Genomic DNA, 19,596 nt, shown 5'->3' with positions numbered 1-19,596 from the left:
AGAATCAGAAAAGATAATTTTCCTCTTCAAATGCCGCAACAGCCAGAGTGCGCTTGGCGGCCAGAAGCCCTGAGGCATCGTATTTTGTGAAACGTCTCACCCCTGACAGAATCATGGTAAGCGTATCACCTTCCTCGATATAGAAAGCACCTTTTCGAGACGCTTTGGCAGCAGTCTCAGCGGCCTCAAAGGCAAAGATTTTAACGACAGCGCCAAGGAGTTCCTGTTTGCGCTCACTTGCCTTACCAAAGTTCTTCTCTGCGCGGAGAACCGCACTTTCCAGAGCAAATATCTGAATAGCGAGATCTGCTGCCGCCATCAGGATCTCCTGCTCATTTGCAATCTTATCCATAAACTTCTGGACACCTGCACCCGCCAGAATCAGGAAGAGGGTCTTGAGATTTTTAATAAGATCTTTTTCTTTAACAAACAGGATGGATTCGTCAAGTTCTTCAAAACTTGGCGTCATTAACGCCTCAAACGCCTTCATGGCTTCCGCCTGCAGCGGCATCTCACCTTTCATCGCTTTTCTGAGAATCATCCCTGGAATAAGCAGTCTGTTAATCTCATTTGTTCCTTCCCAGATACGGTTTATCCTTTCATTGCGGTAATAGCCTTCAACAGGATATTCGCTGAGGAAACCATATCCACCGTGGATCTGCACAACTTCATCCACCGTTTTGGCAAGCACTTCACTGCAGAAAACTTTGGCAATACCGCACTCGGGAGCAAACTCTTCGATACCTTTCAAATACTCTTCATAGTAGTTGTCGATACCTTTATCAATCGTCGCAAGCTTGTCATCAAGCATTCCGGCAAATCTGTACACCAGTGATTCAGAGGCATAAATCTGGGCCATAAGATCGGCAATCTTTTCTGAAATTGCACCAAATTTGGCAATTGGTGTATTAAACTGTTTTCGCTCATTGGCGTATTTAATACCATCGACCATCGCCATCTTTGCAGCACCTGTGACACCGGCACCCAGCTTAAAGCGACCAATGTTAAGAACGTTGAAGGCAATTTTATGGCCTTTTCCCTTTTCACCAAGAAGATTTTCGACCGGTACCTTACAGTTGTCCAAAATAATCTGGGTGGTAGACGACCCTTTGATACCCATCTTTTTCTCTTCAGGGCCGACCACGAGACCCTCAAAGGTTCTCTCTACCAGAAAGGCGGTGAAATGCTGTTTGTCGATCTTTGCAAAAATAGTGTAGAGCTGGGCAAAACCACCGTTGGTGATAAACTGCTTGGTGCCGTTGAGAATATAGTGACTGCCATCTTCAGAAAGCACGGCAGTTGCCTGGGCTCCAAGGGCGTCACTGCCCGAGCCTGGCTCGGTCAGACAATAGGCTGCTATCCACTCACCTGAGGTGACTTTTTCCAGATACTGTTCTTTCTGGGCATCGGTACCAAAGTAGATAAGCGGCAGGATACCAATACCGGTGTGAGCCGTGTAGGTGACCGACCATGGTCCTGCATAGGAGATCTTCTCCGCCACCAGCATGGAAGAGACCTTGTCCAGCTCCAGACCACCAAATTTCTCCGGTGCATCCATCATCAAAAGCCCTAATTCACCACACTTCTGCATGCCTTCAATAACAAGATCGAAGTTCTTGTTTTCAATCTCTTCAAGATGAGGAATAATTTCATTTTCAACAAATTGTGAGGTTGTCTCTCCAATCTGTCGTTGTTCATCGGTAAAATCTTCCGGAGTAAAGACCTCTTCACATGGAGTCTCAGCAATCAGATATTCGCCGCCTTTTAGTAACTTTCCAGCCATTATTATCACCTCAGGGAATTTAGAATTTTTCAAAAACGCCAGCAGCACCCATACCGCCACCAATACACATGGAAACCAGACCGTATTTGGCCTTCCTGCGTCCCATCTCATGGAGAAGCGTTGTGGTCAGTTTTGCACCGGTGCATCCCAGGGGATGACCAAGTGCGATGGCTCCACCGTTGACGTTGATAATATCAGGGTTTAGACCAAGAGTCTTGATGACAGCGAGAGCCTGGGCGGCAAAAGCTTCATTGAGTTCTATCAGATCGATCTGATCAAGGGTCAGGCCTGCAAGCCGAAGCGCCTCTGGGATGGCCGCAATAGGCCCGATTCCCATGACCTCAGGTGGCACACCCTTGGCGGTAAACGCGATAAACCTTGCAAAAGGATCTTTTTTTATCTTCTTTAAATACTCTTCAGAGACAACCATGGCGACAGCCGCCCCATCGGTGAGCTGTGACGAGTTACCGGCTGTTACCGGTCCTCCGATTTTAAAGGCTGAGCGAACCTTGGCAAGACTTTCGACGGTGGAACCTTCCCGAACACCATCGTCTACCATGACCATCTCTTTGGTCTTTTGAATCTTACCATTTACCAGCAGATCCTTTTCAATCTCCACGGGAATGATTTCGTCTGAAAAAGTACCATTTTTAATTGCAGCGGACGCCTTTGCATTACTTGCCGCGGCAAAGGTGTCCATCGCCAGACGGTCAATACCGTACTGTTCTGCCACCAGTTCTGCGGTGACGCCCATGGAGGCAAAGGCCTCAGGCCAGTCCACCATCATTCCGGGATTAGCACTGTACTTCAGCCCGCCAAGGGGTACACAGGTCATGGACTCCACGCCACCTGCAATAATACAGTCAGCAAAACCGCACATGATCCGTTCTGCAGCATTGGATATGGTCTGCAGCCCGGAAGAACAGAAACGGTTGATCGTCTGCCCCGGAACCTCGATGGGCAGCCCCGCTTTCATGGCAGCCACCCGACCGACATTCATCCCCTGCTCCGCCTCGGGAAAGGCGCAGCCCAGATAGACATCGTCAACCGTCTTAGGATCTATTCCCGTGCGTTCTATCAAACCTTTTATGGCAACAGCAGCCAGATCATCGGGACGCATATCTTTGAGTTTACCTTTATTCGCCCGGCAGCCTGGGGTTCTGTAGCTCGCCAGTATGTATGCTTTTTTCATATCAAATCTCCCTTATGGGTACGTATTTCTTTCAATACCGATGAGTACCCCGATTTTGCATTGCATATGTTTGGTATGCAGCTCTTCCGAGGCACTTATCCCGGTTTTTCCCTATATCCGGGGTTAGTTACGAAGAGGCTTGCCGGTTTTCAACATGTGTTGAATTCGCTCTACTGTTTTCTTATTGCTGATCAGCTTAAGGAAATTTTCCCGCTCAAGCTGCAACAGATATTCTTCTGTGATCAGGGTTCCGGGATTTACATCCCCACCACACATAACCTGGGCGATGATTGTTCCCATCTCTGCTTCGTATTTACTGATAAAGTTACCCATCTGCATATTCCACAGCTGGCTCTTAATGGCTGCCGCAATCCCCCGTCCAGGTGCGGGAAGATTCTCAACAGGGCGCTTTGGCCGATAGTTCACCGCAAGACCTAAAACCTTCTGCTTGGCATCACCGATAAGATTATCGAGATCCATACTGACAGAATCACCATTTCTCATGTAGCCCATGTCAAACAGCTCAGCTGCTCCCATGGAGACCTTGGCCATGGCAATCTGCTCAAAGTTTTTAATGATGAATGGTTGGACGTCGCATTTATACTGCTGGGCGAGCTGGATGGCACGCATGGACATTTCTTTGGTACCACCGCCTCCGGGCAACAGACCAACACCGATCTCTACAAGACCCATATAGGTCTCCGAATAGGCATTGATCGCGTCGGAATGCAGACAATATTCGGCACCACCGCCCAGGGCCATGTTAAAAGGTGCCGCTACCACGGGAATTTTAGAGTATTTCACCGCCATGGTGGCTTTCTGGAAGGCTCTGAGTACCATATTGATATCATCATAGGCACCTTCAGCCAGGGCCACTGCCATCATCATCAGGTTGGCACCCACTGAAAAATTTTTCCCCTGATTGGCAATAACAAGCCCGACGCCCTCTGATTCCGCTCTGGCAATAGCCTTATGGGTCCAGGACAGGATGTCGCCACTTATGGCATTCATCTTCGAATGGAATTCAAAGCCGAAAACGCCATCGCCAAGATCAAGGATGGAGCAATTGGCATTTTTCTCGACAACCTTTCCAGCCTTTTTCAGGATCTCCAGCTTGATCTGACCTGCCTTAACCGGTACCGGCAGATACGCTTTTGTAGCCAGATCAAAGTACTCTTTTTCTCCACTTTCATTGTAACGATAAAAAGAGTTGAGACCTTTCAGCACCTCAGGCAATGCCACACCATCTTTTTCAGCGCGTTTAACAAAGGCTGGAACACCTATGGCGTCAAACATCTCAAAGGGACCAATCTCCCAGTTAAAACCCCAGCGCATGGCGTTGTCTACATTCACCACATCGTCGGCGATCTCCGGTATTCTATTGATGGTATAGATCAGGGTGTCACGGATAGACTTCCAGGCAAATTCCGCCCCTTTGTCATTACCCGCCACGACCATTTTTAGTTTCTGCCCGGGATCGTCTACCTGCTTGACGCTCAGTACGGAAGGGAATTTCGGCTTTGCAAGAGGTTGATACTCCCCGCTGTTGTAGTCATAGAAAAATATCTGTTTTTTCCCATCGACCATTTCTTTTTTGTAAAAGCCCTGTTTGGTCTTATTTCCAAGCTGCCCTGCGTCAATCATCTTCTTCATGAAGTCCGGCAGTTTAAACACTTTCCGCTCCTCATCGTCTGGAAGCAGGTCATGGGAGTTGGTGCCCACGTGGGCCAGGGTATCCAGACCGACCAGATCTGCCGTTCTAAATGCAGCGCTCTTTGGCCTTGCAGTTGCTGGACCCGCCACCGCGTCCACCTCTTCTACCGTCATTCCCATCGCGACCATATGCTCAATCCCTTTATAGATTGCATAGGTTCCGATTCGGTTGGCGATAAAGTTGGTGGTATCTTTGGCAAAGACAATTCCTTTACCAAGCCGTCTGGCTATAAAATCACTGAGGCCGCAAACGATTTCAGGGTCTGTTGCACTGCAGGGAACAATTTCCATCAAACGCATGTAGCGAGGCGGGTTAAAAAAGTGCGTTGCCAGAAAATTCTTCTGTATTTCTACAGGCAATACCGCAGCCATCTCGTTGACAGAAAGACCGCTGGTGTTCGTTGTCAAAATAGTATCTTTTCCAAGATGCGGCACTAGTTTCTGCAGCAGATCGAGCTTGATTGGCATATACTCAACCACGACCTCTATGACCCAGTCACAGGTTCCCAACCGGGCTAAATCATCTTCAAGATTGCCCACCTCTATCTGGGAGGCATACTCACTCAGATAAAAGGGCGCAGGTTTCATTTTTAACAACCCTTCAAGCCCCATTCTGGCAATGCGATTGCGGACAGCTGGATCGGTAAGTGCCAGGCCCTTGGCCTCCTCGAATTTGTTCAGCTCTTTTGGAACGATATCCAGCAAAAGTACTTCCAGGCCGGCGTTGGCCAGATGAGCTGCAATTGTCGCTCCCATGACTCCAGCACCAAGCACGGCTACTCGATTAATCTGCCTCATATTATTTCTCCAATATTATTTTTTTAGGCTGGGCAATAATGCCGCTCCCATTTGCCTCATACAACTCTTCTATGATCTCCTTATACTGCTCATAAATCACCTTTCTCTTCAGTTTCAGAGTCGGCGTGAGCTCGCCCCCTTCTATCGAGAAATCTCTTGGAACCACTGCGAAATATTTAATTGTTTTATAGGGTGGATAATGTGAATTGATTTCATCAATTCTTCCGGCAAAAAGATCCTTGACCTTTCTATTATTGACAAGCTCTTCGATATCAATGTAGCTAATGTTCTCCTGCCTTGCCCAGTCAATTAGACGCTCAAGGTTGGGGGTGAGTATCGCAACGATATACGGTTTTCTGTCTCCATAAACCATGGCCTGGGAGATATACTTATCGAGCTTCAACTCATTTTCGATGGGCTGGGGCGCTATGTTTTTACCACCTGCGGTAACGATGAGTTCTTTTTTTCTGTCGACGATGTAGACAAACCCTTCCTCATCAATGCGGGCGATATCACCTGTTTTAAACCAGCCATCCTCCATCACTTCACGGGTGGCCTCTTCATTATCATAATAGCCACGCATCAACTGTGGGCCTTTCACCAGAAGTTCACCATCGTCTGCGAGTCTGGCTTCGGAGTCTCTGAGCAGTTTGCCAACAGAATCAAAACGAACATTTCCAGCACTGCACATGGTAACCGCAGGACTTGTTTCAGTAAGACCATATCCGCAGAAGACCGGTATGCCGATAATCCACATAAACTCGCAGATGGATTTATCGAGAGGAGCGCCACCGCAGAGAAAAAACTGCAGTTTACCGCCAAAGCGTGAGCGTATTTTTTTGAAAATCAATCGATCGTAGAATTTATATCTCAGACGCAGGAGACCGAGCGGTTGTTTTTTTACATACTTTTTGTTCACATACTCACGACCAACTTCAATGGCCTTATGGAAAAGGTTCCTTCGCAGTTGTGGCATCTGGTGGACGCTTTCATACACCCTGGAATAAATCTTTTCAAAGAGTCTTGGAACACTTACCATTGAAGTCGGCCGTATCTCCATCATATTTTCCATGACCGCGGAAACATTCTCGGCAAAGGCAATGTGATTACCACTGAGCAGAGTCGCATAGTAGCCGCCTGTACGTTCAAGCACATGGCTTAAGGGCAGAAAACTGAGAGTGGTCATATTTTCCTGGGGTACACCCAGCTGGTTCGAGCCAACATCTGCATTGACCATTACATTTCCCTGAGTGAGGAGCACTCCCTTGGGCACTCCTGTTGTGCCTGATGTATAAATTATTGTCAGGATATCATCCTGGGTTATCTTGTCTATCTGCTCCTCAATACACTTCTTCTCCTCCTCCTCAAGAGGTGTGCCTGCCTCTGACAACTGATACTGGGTATACACAGGAAAAGAACGGGCACCCATAAATCTCTCATAGGCAATCACCAGTTCTACCCCTGGAATATCTTCTTTGACTGAAAGCAGTTTTTCGTACTGCCCCTTGGTGGAGCAAAAGACAATTTTCGCCCCGCAATGGTTGAGAATATAAGCAGCCTGTTTACCAGTATTTGTGGCATAAATAGGGACTGTAATCCCGCCTGCACACTGAATTCCAAAATCAGAAATCGCCCACCCCAGACGATTTTCAGAAAAAATAGCAACCTTGTCTCCCGGTTGCATCCCCGCTTTTTGTAAGCCTCTCGCGAGCATCAAAACCCGTTCATAAAACTCCTCGTAGTTCAGAGAGAGAAATCCCCCTTTTTTCTTGTAACTAATCGCGGTTTTTTTGCTGTACTTCCGTGCGTTTTCTCTCAGTACTGCCGGGATTGACTGATACGACATAATGTTCATACGAACGCTCTCCCCAGATGCTGTTCACACTTCCACTCAAACCGTAACGTTTACGTTAAATAATATTTCATGTTTTTCTGTATACCTCACCTTAACGTTTAAGTCAACCAATAATCCTGCATTTTTCCACCTTCGATTAATCGGACCATCACCCATCAGACTCCGGTGAAAAAACAACAAGAATTTTCTTATTCTATATTTATTACAGACAGTTGTGAAGATAAAAAAAACATTACTGACCCAGCCCTGCGCTCTGTCAGGCAGTACCCTCAGGGCTGCAGACATACTGTTCTTACGTAAACTTCAGGCAAGAGCGGGTACTTTCTCAGGTTTTCACCTGAATTCCCTGACCGCAATGAATTGATGAAATGATCAACAGCGATAATTTCGTATTGTATTTACGTCATTTATTTTCAGTTTACAGGCGATTGTTTTTCACACTTTGATGAAATGATCAACCCGCAGTTTTTCGGACAAACAGTCTTCACATGCATCCGCTTGTAACAACAACAACGACAGATTCAGTTATATTTATTATATTCAAGGGCTTACATGAATTATCACCCCTACACTTTATATGAGCGAGAAATGGGTACAATTTTTGCTATATCCATGTCATGGGGTATACGCTTCAGGTTCGCGCCTTAACAATACGAATTCACTTGGTTTTCTTTGGGATATCATGACAAAGATAAAATTAAAAGAACTCACTGTTAACCTGGAATGGCCCAAAGATTTGGCCTCTGCTTAGGCTTCTTCCCCAAATGGGTCCCCCTGTTGGACCCAGATGACAGGGCCAGGGTTACCCGCCCGGAGGAGTGTATCTGTTGCAGTTTGTGTCAAATCCGCTGCCCGGATCTTGCCATTGAGCTGTTCACGGTCGCAGATGATGCTGTCAAAGATGCTGTTTAGCTTGTATTATAATGTATTCCAACTCTATTAGCCGGCTGCAATACGGCTGAGTTTTCAGTTACCGGAAAAATATTTGAGTGTCATTACAAATACGTACTAGCTTGAGTTACATAATTTGCTCTACATAAAACTTTTCTACAGGCACCAGTTATAAAGCCCCTGAAAAGGCAAAATACGAGGATATAAACGATGAACCCAGCGCCTCAACATGACCTTGTCTCTCACCCCGCTGATGGAGCGGATATTATCGGCAAAGCAAGCGCCGTTGGCCTTGATGTCAGTCTTCTCTATGAAGCCGTTATCGATCTTTCCGCAGACGGGCTGCTCACAGCAAACTGCATTAACCTTGCAGCGGGAATTCTTCTTCAGGATCTGGGATTACCCCCATATTTTTTTGTACATATTCAAAAGCAGTCCCTCTCCCAACTCCTCCAGTCGATTGCCTCCAACATCCGGATAGTAGACGGAAGGGCAACTCTCTTTAGCCGGGTGGCCCATATCGACTTTGACCTCATCAGCTACGGCTCTGAAGGACAACGCGTTCGTATTGCAACCGAAGAGACACGCGACAATATGGAGGCGGTTCTTGAGGAACTGCTCGCAGGACACAGAAGAGAATATTACTACAGCCCTGAAAATGGCTATTACACATACATCATACGGCCTGAGACAGTCGCAGATTTTAATCAGGAAGATTTTGCCCAATCTCCCTTTCTGTTCGCCCTGGCAGGAGACTACAGCGTCACGCCCGAACCAACGAGAAGACGATACGAAAAGTTTTTACAGCAGACCGAAGCGGCCCGGACCCCTCTGGTTCAGGTGTACAATCTCCCCCAAAGTGGTGAGACCAGACTGATGTTTAAATCAGATTTTGAGTCACCACAGCTACCTGTTCTGCGGAAAATTCTTCTGGACCGTGGTTACACCCTTGTCCGTGCCTATTGGGAACCCTATGCCGGACAAACAGGAAATCCGACCTCCCTCTGCTCCCTCTATCTTCGTGGAGAGTTGACCAGACGCGATGAAAGCGCCCTTGTAACCGATCTCAAGGATTTTCTCTCCTGCCCAGTCGGCCCTGTGATGGACATGTACCTCGCCGGAGTCCTGAGCTTTAAAGAAATGCTCTTTGCCGTAAATGCCATCGACTTCACCCACCTTTTTATTTTCAAGGAGAGTGAAAATGCAACCGACCGCGATATCCTGACCCATCTTGTGGAAAAAGACCATCAGGACGCCTTTGCCAAGCGTATCCAGGACTCAAATAAATCGACATACGAAGCCGGTAAAATAGAGCAGGCCGTCCTCAGAAATCCTGACTGTATCAAGGAACTCTACTCTTTATTTGAAAAGCGCTTTAACCCAGCAAGAAAAGACCATCTCACCGACCAGCAGATAGACCAGGGATGGCAGGATTTTGACAAAATCATTCGTAGCAGATTCATCGATTACCAGATCGGCTACGATATTTTTCGCTTTATGTTCAAACTGGTTTCCTGTACCTGGAAGACGAACTTTTACTGTGAAGAAAAACGCTCTTTTTCCTTCAGGTTTGACAACCGTATTCTGGATCCACTGGTTTTCAGTCAATTTGTGTATGCCATCTTCTTCGTCAATGGACATTATGGTTGCGGCACCCACATGCGGGCAGCTGATATTGCCCGTGGAGGTTTGCGGCTGCTCAGAATATCGAGATCCAACTACGACAGTGAAGTTGACGGCGCCGTCCTGTTAAACTACGCCCTCGGTCCCAAAGCACAGCGCATCAAACACAAAGATATCTGTGAAAGCGGCTCGAAAGGTGTGGTCATTCCCCACCCATATTTCGCAAAATCCGCAAATGAAGCTCTTTACGATTACACAGAAGGGATTATGGATCTCATGCTTCTGCCGGAAAATTGCATTGTAGACTATTACGGAAAACCAGAAATGGTGTTCTTTGGTCCCGATGAAGGTACAGCCCAGCTGATGGATAGTGTCTCTCTGCGGGCAAAAGAACGGGGCTACTCACACTGGCGGACCCTGACCACAGGGAAAAGCTTTGGCATCCCCCACGACACCTATGGTCTGCTCGACTCTGGCCAGGCCTTTGGCCTTTATGATCTTGGCAATAAAGGGGTTGAGCTGCTCAATGAAACCGGTCCTTCCTTGATCACCCGGGACATGGAAGAAATTTACAGAAACATCGGCGAAAAAATAGAAATCAGCGGCATGACGACCACCTCTATCATGTCATCTTTCAGAGCTCTTATAGAGTATTATCAAAGAGATGAAACATCTCTTAACCTGATGATAACAGGTGGCCCGGATGGAGATCTTGGTGCAAATGAAATCCAGTGTTATAAAGGGAAAATCTGCCTGATCATAGACGGGGGATCCATTCTTTTTGATCCCGATGGTCTGGACAAGAAAGAGCTGCGCAAAATCAGTTTTATGCGCAATGCCAAGCCTCGTCAGAACAGCCTGGGCTATCCTGCGGCTCAACTTGGAGAGAATGGTTTCCAGGTTCCCCTTTCCGGAAAAAATGTACTCCTTCCCGATGGTCGAATCGTGGAAGACTGTGCTCTGTTCCACAGGACCTTTCTCACCGACCCGGAAAACAGGAAATACCTGCAACAGGCAAATATTGAAGCTTTCATTCCCTGCGGCGGGTTCAAAGACACCATCAACAGAGGCAATGTCAAAGGCTTTGTCGCCAACTTCAGCGAACTGAAATTCATCGTTGAGGGAGCCAATGTCTTCTTTGATGACAGTGCAAGGAGATACATCGCCAGCCACAGCAGCATCAAACAGATCAAAGACAGCAGCGCCAATAAAGGCGGGGTTTTCAGCAGTTCAATTGCAGAAGTCCTCACCGGTTTTCTTTTTGGTGACAGCTATGAAACCGAACTCCTTGAGGACCACGATACCCAGTGGGGCCTCATTAAAGATATCATGATGCTGGTTGGCCGCTACGCAAAACAGGAAACCCGTTTACTCCTCCATCTCCATGAGGCCAACCCGGAAACCCCGCTCTTTGTTCTCTCCGAGAGCACAAGTGAGCTGATCTTTGACCTTCAGGCCAGGTTGGAAGAGAAGATAGAGGTGCTGACGGACAATACAGACCTCCAGAGACGGATCTTAGAAGATTACATACCACCCGTCCTCACCAACAAACTTGGCATTCAATACATCGCCGACCATCTTGGTACCCCGGAACTCATTCCCTATCGCAATGCCATTCTCAGCAAAAAAATGGCCTCCATGGCATATTATAAATTTGGCACGACTTGGGAAGATTTTCTAAAGCGATTTGATGCAGACATGGAAAAGACGCTCCTGACAGTACTTCCAAACCAATAATGCATATAGCGACCAACAGAGATTCTTTATACAGACGAGGTGTACAATGAAGATGATGAAAGAATACAAACTGAAAATACTCAGTATCCTTAGTGCCAACCTGACAAATCCACAGCCACAGGTTGTGGACATCAAGACCATTGCAGACAGTGCGGAGCTCGGGCTCAAAGAGACCAGATTACTCCTGCTGCGAATGGACCAGGACGGTCACATCCAGAGTGACATGGACGGAAACTACTCACTCATTACCCCCGCCGGACTTTCCTCACTCAACGCAGCACAGATGAGTGCACCCTTCTGAAAGGTCTGACTGATGGGCAGGCCAGCCTGCCCATCCGTCAGATACGATCTTTACTGTACCGTTTTGCTGTTATACAGATAGCTTAAGAATTTAATTTCACTGCGGCTGTTACTGACACCCAATGTGTTTTTACCAATTTTAACAAATTAACAACAAAAGGTAATTCCATGGTTCGTCTTCTTATCACCTCAGGAGGTGTTTTTGCCCTGATTGGTATCGTTACAAGATCTCTCAGTTCTCACGCAATCAAAGCATTTCTTTTTGAACGGGGCAAACTCGATAACTTTAACCTCGCCGCAGATTATCTCGTGCTTCACGGACTGGCACTCATCGCCGTTGCCATACTCTACCAGCTCTTTCCTGATGCAAAATTTCAAAGAGCAGGCTGGGCATTCATCACAGGTACCCTTCTTTTCCAGGGCTCGGTATTGATCAAAAGCTGTATCTCCATTGCGCCTTTTGGTTTTATCACCCCGCTGGGAGGATTTTTCCTTATGCTCGGCTGGACCCTAGTGATTGTCTCTGGCTTTTTCGCATGTTCTCCTGCCAGTTAACATCCTACAGCTTGGTTGCTTTTTCTTAAAACAAGAACCCAATTCACCTCAAGGTGCTCATTCCCCAGCGCTGCAGAAACAGATAACAAGCCTTGGCTTACCTGCGTCAATCCGCTTTTGAGTGGGAAGAACTCAAGCCTCTCTCCCTCTTTTCTGAAATTCCGGGAAACCAGAATTCGAGGAAATCTTTGACAAACCGTCAACAATACAATAACAATTACAGATTAAATGTAATAATACTGCAGTTCTGCCAGTTTAAAATTTTGAATGACAGGAGGCAATATGCACCAACATCTTGCGAAAGATCTCATGGTTCCCATCTCTGAATACGCCACAGTAGAGATAGGAACACCTCTTATTGAGGCGATACAGGCCCTGGAAGTAGCCCAGGGAATGTACACAGAAAGCAAGTACCAGCATCGCGCAGTCCTCGTTTTAGACAAAAGCGGTAATGTGGTTGGGAAAATCACCCAGATCAGAGCTTTAAAAGCTATTGAGCCTGATTTTGATTTTCTTCATGATATTGAAGATATAAAAAAGTTTAAATTCAGCGAGGATTACCTCGTTCAACTCAGAACAGTCTACAGAGAAAAAAGTAAAATCATTAACACAGAAACGCTTACAGCTGCTGCGAATAAAAAAGTTGAAGAGTTTATGCAAGACCATTCACCGGGAGAATATATCGACGAAAATGGTAGTATCGATCAGGCCATTCATAAAATTGTCTCAGGCAAACATCTGTCACTGCTTGTGACAAACGGAGATAGGATCACGGGTATTCTAAGGGTCGCCGACGTTTTCACTGCAGTTTTTGGTGAACTGACAGCACTGAAACTTTAGTCTGCTATGGGATTTTTCAAGTCAAAAACGAAAACTGTACAGATACGACACCATTGTACTTCCATCCATTACCGTAAGGGTTTCCCATGAATGAACTTATAAAACTCTATCAAAGAATAGTTCAAAGAGTGAACATCAATCTCCGTGAGTTAAAATTCGATATCAGTCCCTATGCCCAGCATCTGATTGCCATTGATCAGATGAAAAATTTTTATGCCTTCTATGGCATCACAATGGACCATCCTCTCGACCTTCATTTCGAACATTCCGCTCTGGCCGGCAGCTATTTTCTCGGTAAATGTAAAGTCAGCAATTCAATTTTGTACAAAAGTGACATCAGGGGGGACGAGCTAAAACGTAAAGGACATGTTTTCCAATCCAACGGCTTTTCCATTACCCTTGGAAAAGATGAGCTCATCGACATACATGACAGCGCCCTGATCAAAACCTTGGTACACAACTACTCCCATGACCTGGAAACACCGGATCGTTTTTTCATTAAAGACACACTCTCCATGGATTATGCCAATATCCACGGCGCACCATCCGATGGCTGTTTCCTTGGTCCTTTCGCAACCGTTGACCTCACGACCATGCGCGATTGTGCCATCGGCTCATATTCCTATATCCAGGCCGTTGAAATATCCCATCTCAACATCGACCCCGGCACCATCTGGTTGCACAGCCCAGGCAAATTCAACTTCCTCTACAAATATCCAAAAGACCAGCTGGAAGAGTACATCACTCTTTCTTCAGACAAAGTTCCTCTCGGTAAATTGATCGACTTTATCGACGATCGGGAAGAAAAATTCCAACGGGTTTTCGATTTTGTTAATCTCGAAGAGATGGACATCGTTCCAAAAACCTCTTCACTTGATCGTTATGCTGTCATTCTGCCAAATTTTAAGATTGCCGAGAATGTCCTTATTTCCCAACGGGCTTACATCGAGAATTCAAGCCTTGGCAAGGGTGCGAATGCTCAGGAAAACTGTTTCATCGTCAATTCCACTTTACATGGATACAACGTTTCTGCCCACGGCTCAAAGATTTTGGAAACAGACCTTCAAAAAGGTGTTTTCACCGGCTTTAACAGTTTTGTTCTCGGCAAGCCCCAGGCCAGAATTAATGTGGGAGAAGAGAGCATTATCATGCCGCATACCATTATCGACTGCGATAAACCTCTCAACATCCCGGCCAATCATATTGTCTGGGGCCTCATCAAAAACAGTAAAGACCTTGAAAGTAACAGCCTTTCTCTTGAGCAACTGGCCGCCCATAGAGGTCCTCTGACAAAAGGACGAATGCATTTTGAAGGTAGCGGGGCAGCACTGGTTAAAGCAATGAAAGACAGAATCCACCACATTCTCGAAGTCAACGGCGCCTTCTACGACAACGGGGAAAACAACGGCCATGCCCAGAGAAACCAGAAACTTTCTCTTAACACTATCCAACCCTTTCAGTTCGGAGAATCGATGGGAATGTACCCCAATATAAGAATCCTTCCATAGAATAATCTCTTTCCTCAGCCCATGTTCAACCTCATCTGAAGTCTTCAACAGATACGATTGGACATGGGCTCCATCCCACTTCGGACAGTCGTCCTCTTTTTCTGCACAATTAATTTTCCCAATAAAAAAAACCACCATCAAAAATTGGTACTACCAATTACCTCAAAATTCAAAAAGAATCGCAGGAACTTAGATGGTCAGCAAGCCAGAGCTCCTGCTAAACCTTGATTTTATGTATTTTTGCATACCAAAAAACCGCTTGACAAGGCATAGCCGCATATAATACCCTCCAGACCAATGTCAATTTATTGTTATTTACAATTTAATTGGTCCGCAGGTAGCACCTTTATTTCAATCATGGGTGAGTACAGTTCTGGCTGAGATGTACAGGGAAAATCAGAGGAACGACGATTCACCACAACACATTTAAAGAGGAAAATATGCCAACGTCCATTCAAGCTCTTCTGGCGGCAACACCGATACTTGTTGCTGCAATCTTACTCGTCGGTCTTAACTGGCCAGCGAGACGTGCAATGCCGGTTGTCTATCTCACGGCAGCAGGAATCGCTCTTACCTTCTGGGATATGACTGTCACCCGCGTGCTCGCCTCTTCCCTGCAGGGACTGATCGTGACCGTTGCAGTTCTCTGGATTATCTTTGGAGCCATCTTGCTCCTCAACACCCTGCAGAATTCAGGTGCCATTTCTACCATTCGTGCCGGCTTCACAGACATCAGCCCCGACAGAAGGGTACAGGCGCTCATCATTGCCTGGTTGTTCGGTTGTTTTATCGAGGGTGCTTCAGGCTTTGGAACCCCGGCAGCTATTGCCGCTCCTCTCCTCGTTGCCATCGGCTTTCCCGCCCTTGGAGCCGTCATGATTGGCATGATGATTCAATCTACCCCGGTATCTTTTGGTGCGGTTGGAACTCCAATTCTGATCGGAGTTACAAACGGCCTTGACCACACTGCAATTGGTGCACAGCTCACGGCGGTCGGATCAAGCTGGCCAGCCTTTCTTCAGTTGATCACCTCTGAAGTTGCCATCGGACACGCCATTGTCGGAACCCTGATGCCATTTTTAATGGTTGTCATGCTCACCAGATTCTTCGGCAAAAACAAGAGTTGGTCCGAAGGCTTTGCCATGTTTCCTTTTGCGCTCTTTACAGGCCTTGCGTTTACCGTTCCCTACGCTCTGACCGGAGTATTTCTCGGCCCCGAATTTCCTTCAATTGTAGGTGCTCTCGTCGGACTTGCCATCGTGGTTCCCGCTGCAAAAGCTGGTTTTCTTGTCCCTAAAAACTCCTGGGATTTCGAACCCCGTGAAGAGTGGCCTAAGGGATGGCTTGGCATGATTGAGATTAAAAAACCAAGTGCAGACGAAAGAAAAATTTCCCTGGTCATGGCCTGGATCCCATACATCCTGGTTGCTGGAATTCTTGTTGCAAGCCGTGTTTCTCCACAATTCAAAGGCCTTCTGACAAGCGTTTCTTTTGGTGTGAAAGACATCCTCGGAGAAGCTGGCGTCAGCGGCTCCGTACAACCTCTGTATCTGCCAGGTGGTATCCTGCTGTTTGTTTGTATCCTGACTCTTTTCCTTCACAAAATGAAGCCAGCTCAGCTTGTCTCTGCTGCAGCAGACGCCGGAAAGACTCTTGTTGGTGCAGGCTTTGTTCTGATGTTTACCATTCCAATGGTACGTATTTTGATCAACTCCGGAGTCAATGGTGCAGACCTCGCCTCAATGCCTGTTGCCATGGCCAGCTTTGTTGCTGAAACCTTTGGTTCAATTTACCCGATATTTGCACCAACAGTCGGAGCTCTCGGTGCCTTTATTGCCGGATCCAACACTGTCAGTAACATGATGCTCAGTCAATTCCAGTTTGAAGTGGCTGGTGCTCTTTCAATATCCGGCGCTATCCTTGTTGCCCTTCAGGCAATTGGTGCTGCCGCAGGAAACATGATTGCCATCCACAATGTGGTTGCAGCCTCGGCCACGGTAGGACTCCTCGGTCAGGAAGGCAAGACCCTTCGTATGACCATCCTGCCAACAATCTACTATGTGCTCCTTACAGGAACTCTTGGTATGCTGGCAATTTACTCGTTTGGAGTTGTTGATCCACTGGTAAAATAATTCCCAGCTGACATGAGATACGACCTGAGACTGCTCCATCATCTGCTGTCTCAGGTCGTATTTTTTTTAACATTCATCGCAACTGCGCCACTGGGACTACAACATAGTGTGCTCCCTGCTTCTTTTTCTTGTTTCCATCGTCACAGACCAGCAGTACCATCTCCTTTTCTTCATAAGTGAAAAAGGACAAGCCTTCAATATTGCGAAGATGTTTTAATCCATACAGATCTCTTTGCATTGGATAATCTTTTCTTTCACCACTCCAGGACCACAATCTGGATCTCATCTTTCCTTTTTCATTCTCTATTTCACTGACAAAAAAGTAGAGCCCCTGCTGTGCAGCAAAACCCATTGCCCTCACTCCTCCGCCTCCAAGATCCAACAGTAGCTGCCCTCCTGAAAAATCAGGGACAAAACCTTTCTTCCCCACATCATAGGGGTTTTTAAGCAGGAGGATAACCGCCTTATTCTCCACAAGTGGTGCCCGCAAACCAATCATCAAGGTCTTCTTATCGGCTGTAAAAGACAGGCCCTCAATATTTAGTCCCTCTTCTTTATCTGCAGGTGATGGGTCCAACTTCAACAGTTCCTTGATCAGTGGCGCCCGTAAATTGGCTTGCCCATGTATTTCGACAGAGTTGTTCACCCCCAGGCTCAACCTCAGCAGGTTCTCCCTTTCACCTGTTCTTTCACCATCTTTTCTGGCCGAATGTGAGGTCACAGCAAAAAACTGCTCGCCACCCCCCATTGTGGCACCTTCTATATCTGAGACCCTGAGTTCAGCTCCGCCTGAGAAGATTTTCTGCAATAACAATCCTGAATCATCCATCTGGAGAGAAAATGAAGCCATTTTCTTCCCGCCTTCATCTTCAAATATCAGAAAATGTCCCCCAGGCAAAGAGACGACGGCGGATGGCTCATACAAATTATCAAAGGTACGAATCACCAGCCCATCCTTATTTTCTTTGGCTATAGTTTCTTTTGCCAGATGAGCCCCCATAAGAGCCACCACTGTGCAAGATATAAGTACCTTGCAGATTGTTACCATTATTTCCATAGAAGCCTCCCCGTTCAAAATCAGACATTTTTTCCCTGTTATTTTAGTTCAAGGGCAATTAACTTGTCAGGCTTATTTTTTGTTGAAAGGGTGAACAAAAATCCCTCTCACCTTTATAATTCCAAGAGAAGAGACTTCTACTATTACCTTTTCCAGGCATTTTTACAAAAGAGAACTGAGAGACCGGCCACGCGGATGAGAAGTCGACGTTATCTATCGGTGAGTGGAAATGAAAGTGAAATGCCAGGACAACAATATTTTTTACAATAAACAAAAATGGGCCCCAGGCTTTCGCCTGGGGCCCGATTATACTCATGAAAAAAGAAGAGGACTTACATCAGGCCAGCTTCTTTGTAATACTTGATAGCACCGTTATGCAGAGGAGCAGAGAGACCATCTTTGATCATCTCTTCTTTTTTCAGGTCTGCGAATGCTGGGTGAAGTTTTTTGAAATCTTCAAAATTCTCAAACACACCTTTAACAACCTGATAAATAACATCATCAGAAACCTTGGTAGAGCTAACAAAGGTCGCTGCCACACCAAAGGAATGCGCATCCTCATCGGTTCCACGGTAGATACCACCAGGAATCACTGCTTTACGAAAATAAGGGAACTCTGCAACCAGCTTATCAATGATCGGTCCATCAACATTGGCTATAATCGCATCACAGGTGGTCGTTGCTTCTTTGATTGAACCGTTGGGAACACCTACCATATAAACGTAGGCATCAATTTTGTTATCACAAAGAGCCGCAGACATCTCAGCCGCCTTCAGTTCAGAAGCGAGAGTGAAGTCGTCTTTGGTCCAGCCATATTTCTCCATGACAACTTCCATGGTGTTGCGTTGACCTGAACCTGGATCGCCGATATTTACTCGCTTGCCTTTCAGGTCTTCGAAGTTTTTGATACCAGAATCTGTTCTGGCCACAATCGTGAATGGTTCAGAATGGATTGCGAAAATAGACCGGAGTTGGGTCTGAGGACCGTCTTTTTCAAATTTTCCAGTACCGTTATAGGCTTGAAATTGTACATCAGATTGAGCAACCCCCATATCAAGCTCACCACTGGAGATGGCATTAATGTTGTACACAGAACCACCGGTACTTTCCACAGAACAGCGGATACCATGTTCTTTCTTTCCTTTATTCACCAGACGGCAAATGGCTCCACCAGTCGGATAGTACACGCCGGTCACGCCACCAGTTCCGATGGTAACGAAGGTTTGATCAGCGGCCTGTGAAGATATTGGCAATGCAGTGATTGCCAGGGCAAAACAGGACACAGTGGTTACAGCGAGTTTGTTCATAAGCTTCATACAATTTCTCCTCTTGATACTGATTAGCAGTGAACGTCCCCAATGGACATGGTTCTTCACCGTATAATTCCCCGCCCTAAAAAAAGAGCCAGCCTCACGAAGGGGTCATATATTCGATCTGCTGATTTTATTGCAATTTGTCCGCCATTACAAAGCAAAAATATAGTTTTTCTAATCTTTCTCTCATCTTCTCACAGAGTAGAACGAATTAATGACCAAATGGCCAACAGTTGTATGCCAAAAAAGAAGAGCCACTTGGCCACCTGCAAAAACCTTTTGTGAGCATATGGTCAAAT

The 19,596-nt window shown here is 46.4% G+C and carries 12 protein-coding genes; 6 read left to right on the top strand and 6 right to left on the bottom strand.

Annotated features, from left to right (window positions below):
* Positions 1 to 4 precede the first annotated feature (4 nt).
* The 4 genes from FCL48_RS08565 to FCL48_RS08550 form a co-directional block, all read right to left on the bottom strand.
* A complete protein-coding gene (locus FCL48_RS08565) occupies positions 5 to 1,783 on the bottom strand; it encodes an acyl-CoA dehydrogenase family protein (RefSeq protein ID WP_136871850.1) in 1,779 nt (592 codons plus the stop codon).
* A gap of 19 nt (positions 1,784 to 1,802) precedes the next feature.
* The gene (locus FCL48_RS08560; protein WP_136871849.1) at positions 1,803 to 2,975 is read right to left on the bottom strand and encodes a thiolase family protein; all 1,173 of its coding nucleotides are present in this window, start codon (positions 2,973 to 2,975) and stop codon (positions 1,803 to 1,805) included.
* Positions 2,976 to 3,098: 123 nt separating this feature from the next.
* Complete coding sequence (locus FCL48_RS08555; RefSeq protein WP_136871848.1) at positions 3,099 to 5,486, bottom strand: 3-hydroxyacyl-CoA dehydrogenase/enoyl-CoA hydratase family protein; 2,388 nt, start codon at positions 5,484 to 5,486, stop codon at positions 3,099 to 3,101.
* A 1-nt stretch (position 5,487) separates the two neighbouring features.
* Positions 5,488 to 7,341, bottom strand: a complete 1,854-nt coding sequence (locus FCL48_RS08550) for a long-chain fatty acid--CoA ligase (RefSeq protein ID WP_136871847.1) — start codon at positions 7,339 to 7,341, stop codon at positions 5,488 to 5,490.
* A 1,101-nt stretch (positions 7,342 to 8,442) separates the two neighbouring features.
* Between FCL48_RS08550 and FCL48_RS08540 the strand changes: the two genes are divergently transcribed.
* The 6 genes from FCL48_RS08540 (at position 8,443) to FCL48_RS08515 (ending at position 16,927) form a co-directional block, all read left to right on the top strand.
* Complete coding sequence (locus FCL48_RS08540) at positions 8,443 to 11,592, top strand: NAD-glutamate dehydrogenase domain-containing protein (protein ID WP_136871845.1); 3,150 nt, start codon at positions 8,443 to 8,445, stop codon at positions 11,590 to 11,592.
* Positions 11,593 to 11,638: 46 nt separating this feature from the next.
* Positions 11,639 to 11,893: a hypothetical protein gene (locus FCL48_RS08535; RefSeq protein ID WP_136871844.1), complete on the top strand. Its 255-nt coding sequence runs from the start codon at positions 11,639 to 11,641 to the stop codon at positions 11,891 to 11,893.
* Positions 11,894 to 12,060: 167 nt separating this feature from the next.
* On the top strand, positions 12,061 to 12,447 hold the full coding sequence (locus FCL48_RS08530) for a DUF423 domain-containing protein (RefSeq protein WP_136871843.1): 387 nt from the start codon (positions 12,061 to 12,063) through the stop codon (positions 12,445 to 12,447).
* Positions 12,448 to 12,729: 282 nt separating this feature from the next.
* Complete coding sequence (locus FCL48_RS08525; protein ID WP_169309140.1) at positions 12,730 to 13,287, top strand: CBS domain-containing protein; 558 nt, start codon at positions 12,730 to 12,732, stop codon at positions 13,285 to 13,287.
* Between the two features lie 86 nt (positions 13,288 to 13,373).
* Complete coding sequence (locus tag FCL48_RS08520; RefSeq protein ID WP_136871841.1) at positions 13,374 to 14,795, top strand: transferase; 1,422 nt, start codon at positions 13,374 to 13,376, stop codon at positions 14,793 to 14,795.
* Positions 14,796 to 15,235: 440 nt separating this feature from the next.
* A complete protein-coding gene (locus tag FCL48_RS08515; protein WP_136871840.1) occupies positions 15,236 to 16,927 on the top strand; it encodes an L-lactate permease in 1,692 nt (563 codons plus the stop codon).
* 73 nt (positions 16,928 to 17,000) lie between these two features.
* Here FCL48_RS08515 and FCL48_RS08510 read toward each other — a convergent pair whose 3' ends face one another.
* Positions 17,001 to 17,984, bottom strand: coding sequence for a DUF3616 domain-containing protein (locus FCL48_RS08510; protein WP_136871839.1), 984 nt, complete (start codon positions 17,982 to 17,984; stop codon positions 17,001 to 17,003).
* 332 nt (positions 17,985 to 18,316) lie between these two features.
* The gene (locus FCL48_RS08505) at positions 18,317 to 19,291 is read right to left on the bottom strand and encodes a TAXI family TRAP transporter solute-binding subunit (protein WP_136871922.1); all 975 of its coding nucleotides are present in this window, start codon (positions 19,289 to 19,291) and stop codon (positions 18,317 to 18,319) included.
* Positions 19,292 to 19,596: the final 305 nt, after the last annotated feature.

The organism is Desulforhopalus sp. IMCC35007 (genome assembly GCF_005116575.1).
Classification (GTDB): domain Bacteria; phylum Desulfobacterota; class Desulfobulbia; order Desulfobulbales; family Desulfocapsaceae; genus Desulforhopalus_A.
Note: the sequence above shows the minus strand (reverse complement) of the source record. Positions and strands in the feature narration are given on the sequence as shown.

Coding starts and splice junctions, on each gene's coding strand:
- FCL48_RS08565 (WP_136871850.1), bottom strand. CDS start 1,783: ATGGCTGGAAAGTTACTAAAAGGCGGCGAATATCTGATTGCTGAGACT.
- FCL48_RS08560 (WP_136871849.1), bottom strand. CDS start 2,975: ATGAAAAAAGCATACATACTGGCGAGCTACAGAACCCCAGGCTGCCGG.
- FCL48_RS08555 (WP_136871848.1), bottom strand. CDS start 5,486: ATGAGGCAGATTAATCGAGTAGCCGTGCTTGGTGCTGGAGTCATGGGA.
- FCL48_RS08550 (WP_136871847.1), bottom strand. CDS start 7,341: ATGAACATTATGTCGTATCAGTCAATCCCGGCAGTACTGAGAGAAAAC.
- FCL48_RS08540 (WP_136871845.1), top strand. CDS start 8,443: ATGAACCCAGCGCCTCAACATGACCTTGTCTCTCACCCCGCTGATGGA.
- FCL48_RS08535 (WP_136871844.1), top strand. CDS start 11,639: ATGAAGATGATGAAAGAATACAAACTGAAAATACTCAGTATCCTTAGT.
- FCL48_RS08530 (WP_136871843.1), top strand. CDS start 12,061: ATGGTTCGTCTTCTTATCACCTCAGGAGGTGTTTTTGCCCTGATTGGT.
- FCL48_RS08525 (WP_169309140.1), top strand. CDS start 12,730: ATGCACCAACATCTTGCGAAAGATCTCATGGTTCCCATCTCTGAATAC.
- FCL48_RS08520 (WP_136871841.1), top strand. CDS start 13,374: ATGAATGAACTTATAAAACTCTATCAAAGAATAGTTCAAAGAGTGAAC.
- FCL48_RS08515 (WP_136871840.1), top strand. CDS start 15,236: ATGCCAACGTCCATTCAAGCTCTTCTGGCGGCAACACCGATACTTGTT.
- FCL48_RS08510 (WP_136871839.1), bottom strand. CDS start 17,984: ATGGAAATAATGGTAACAATCTGCAAGGTACTTATATCTTGCACAGTG.
- FCL48_RS08505 (WP_136871922.1), bottom strand. CDS start 19,291: ATGAACAAACTCGCTGTAACCACTGTGTCCTGTTTTGCCCTGGCAATC.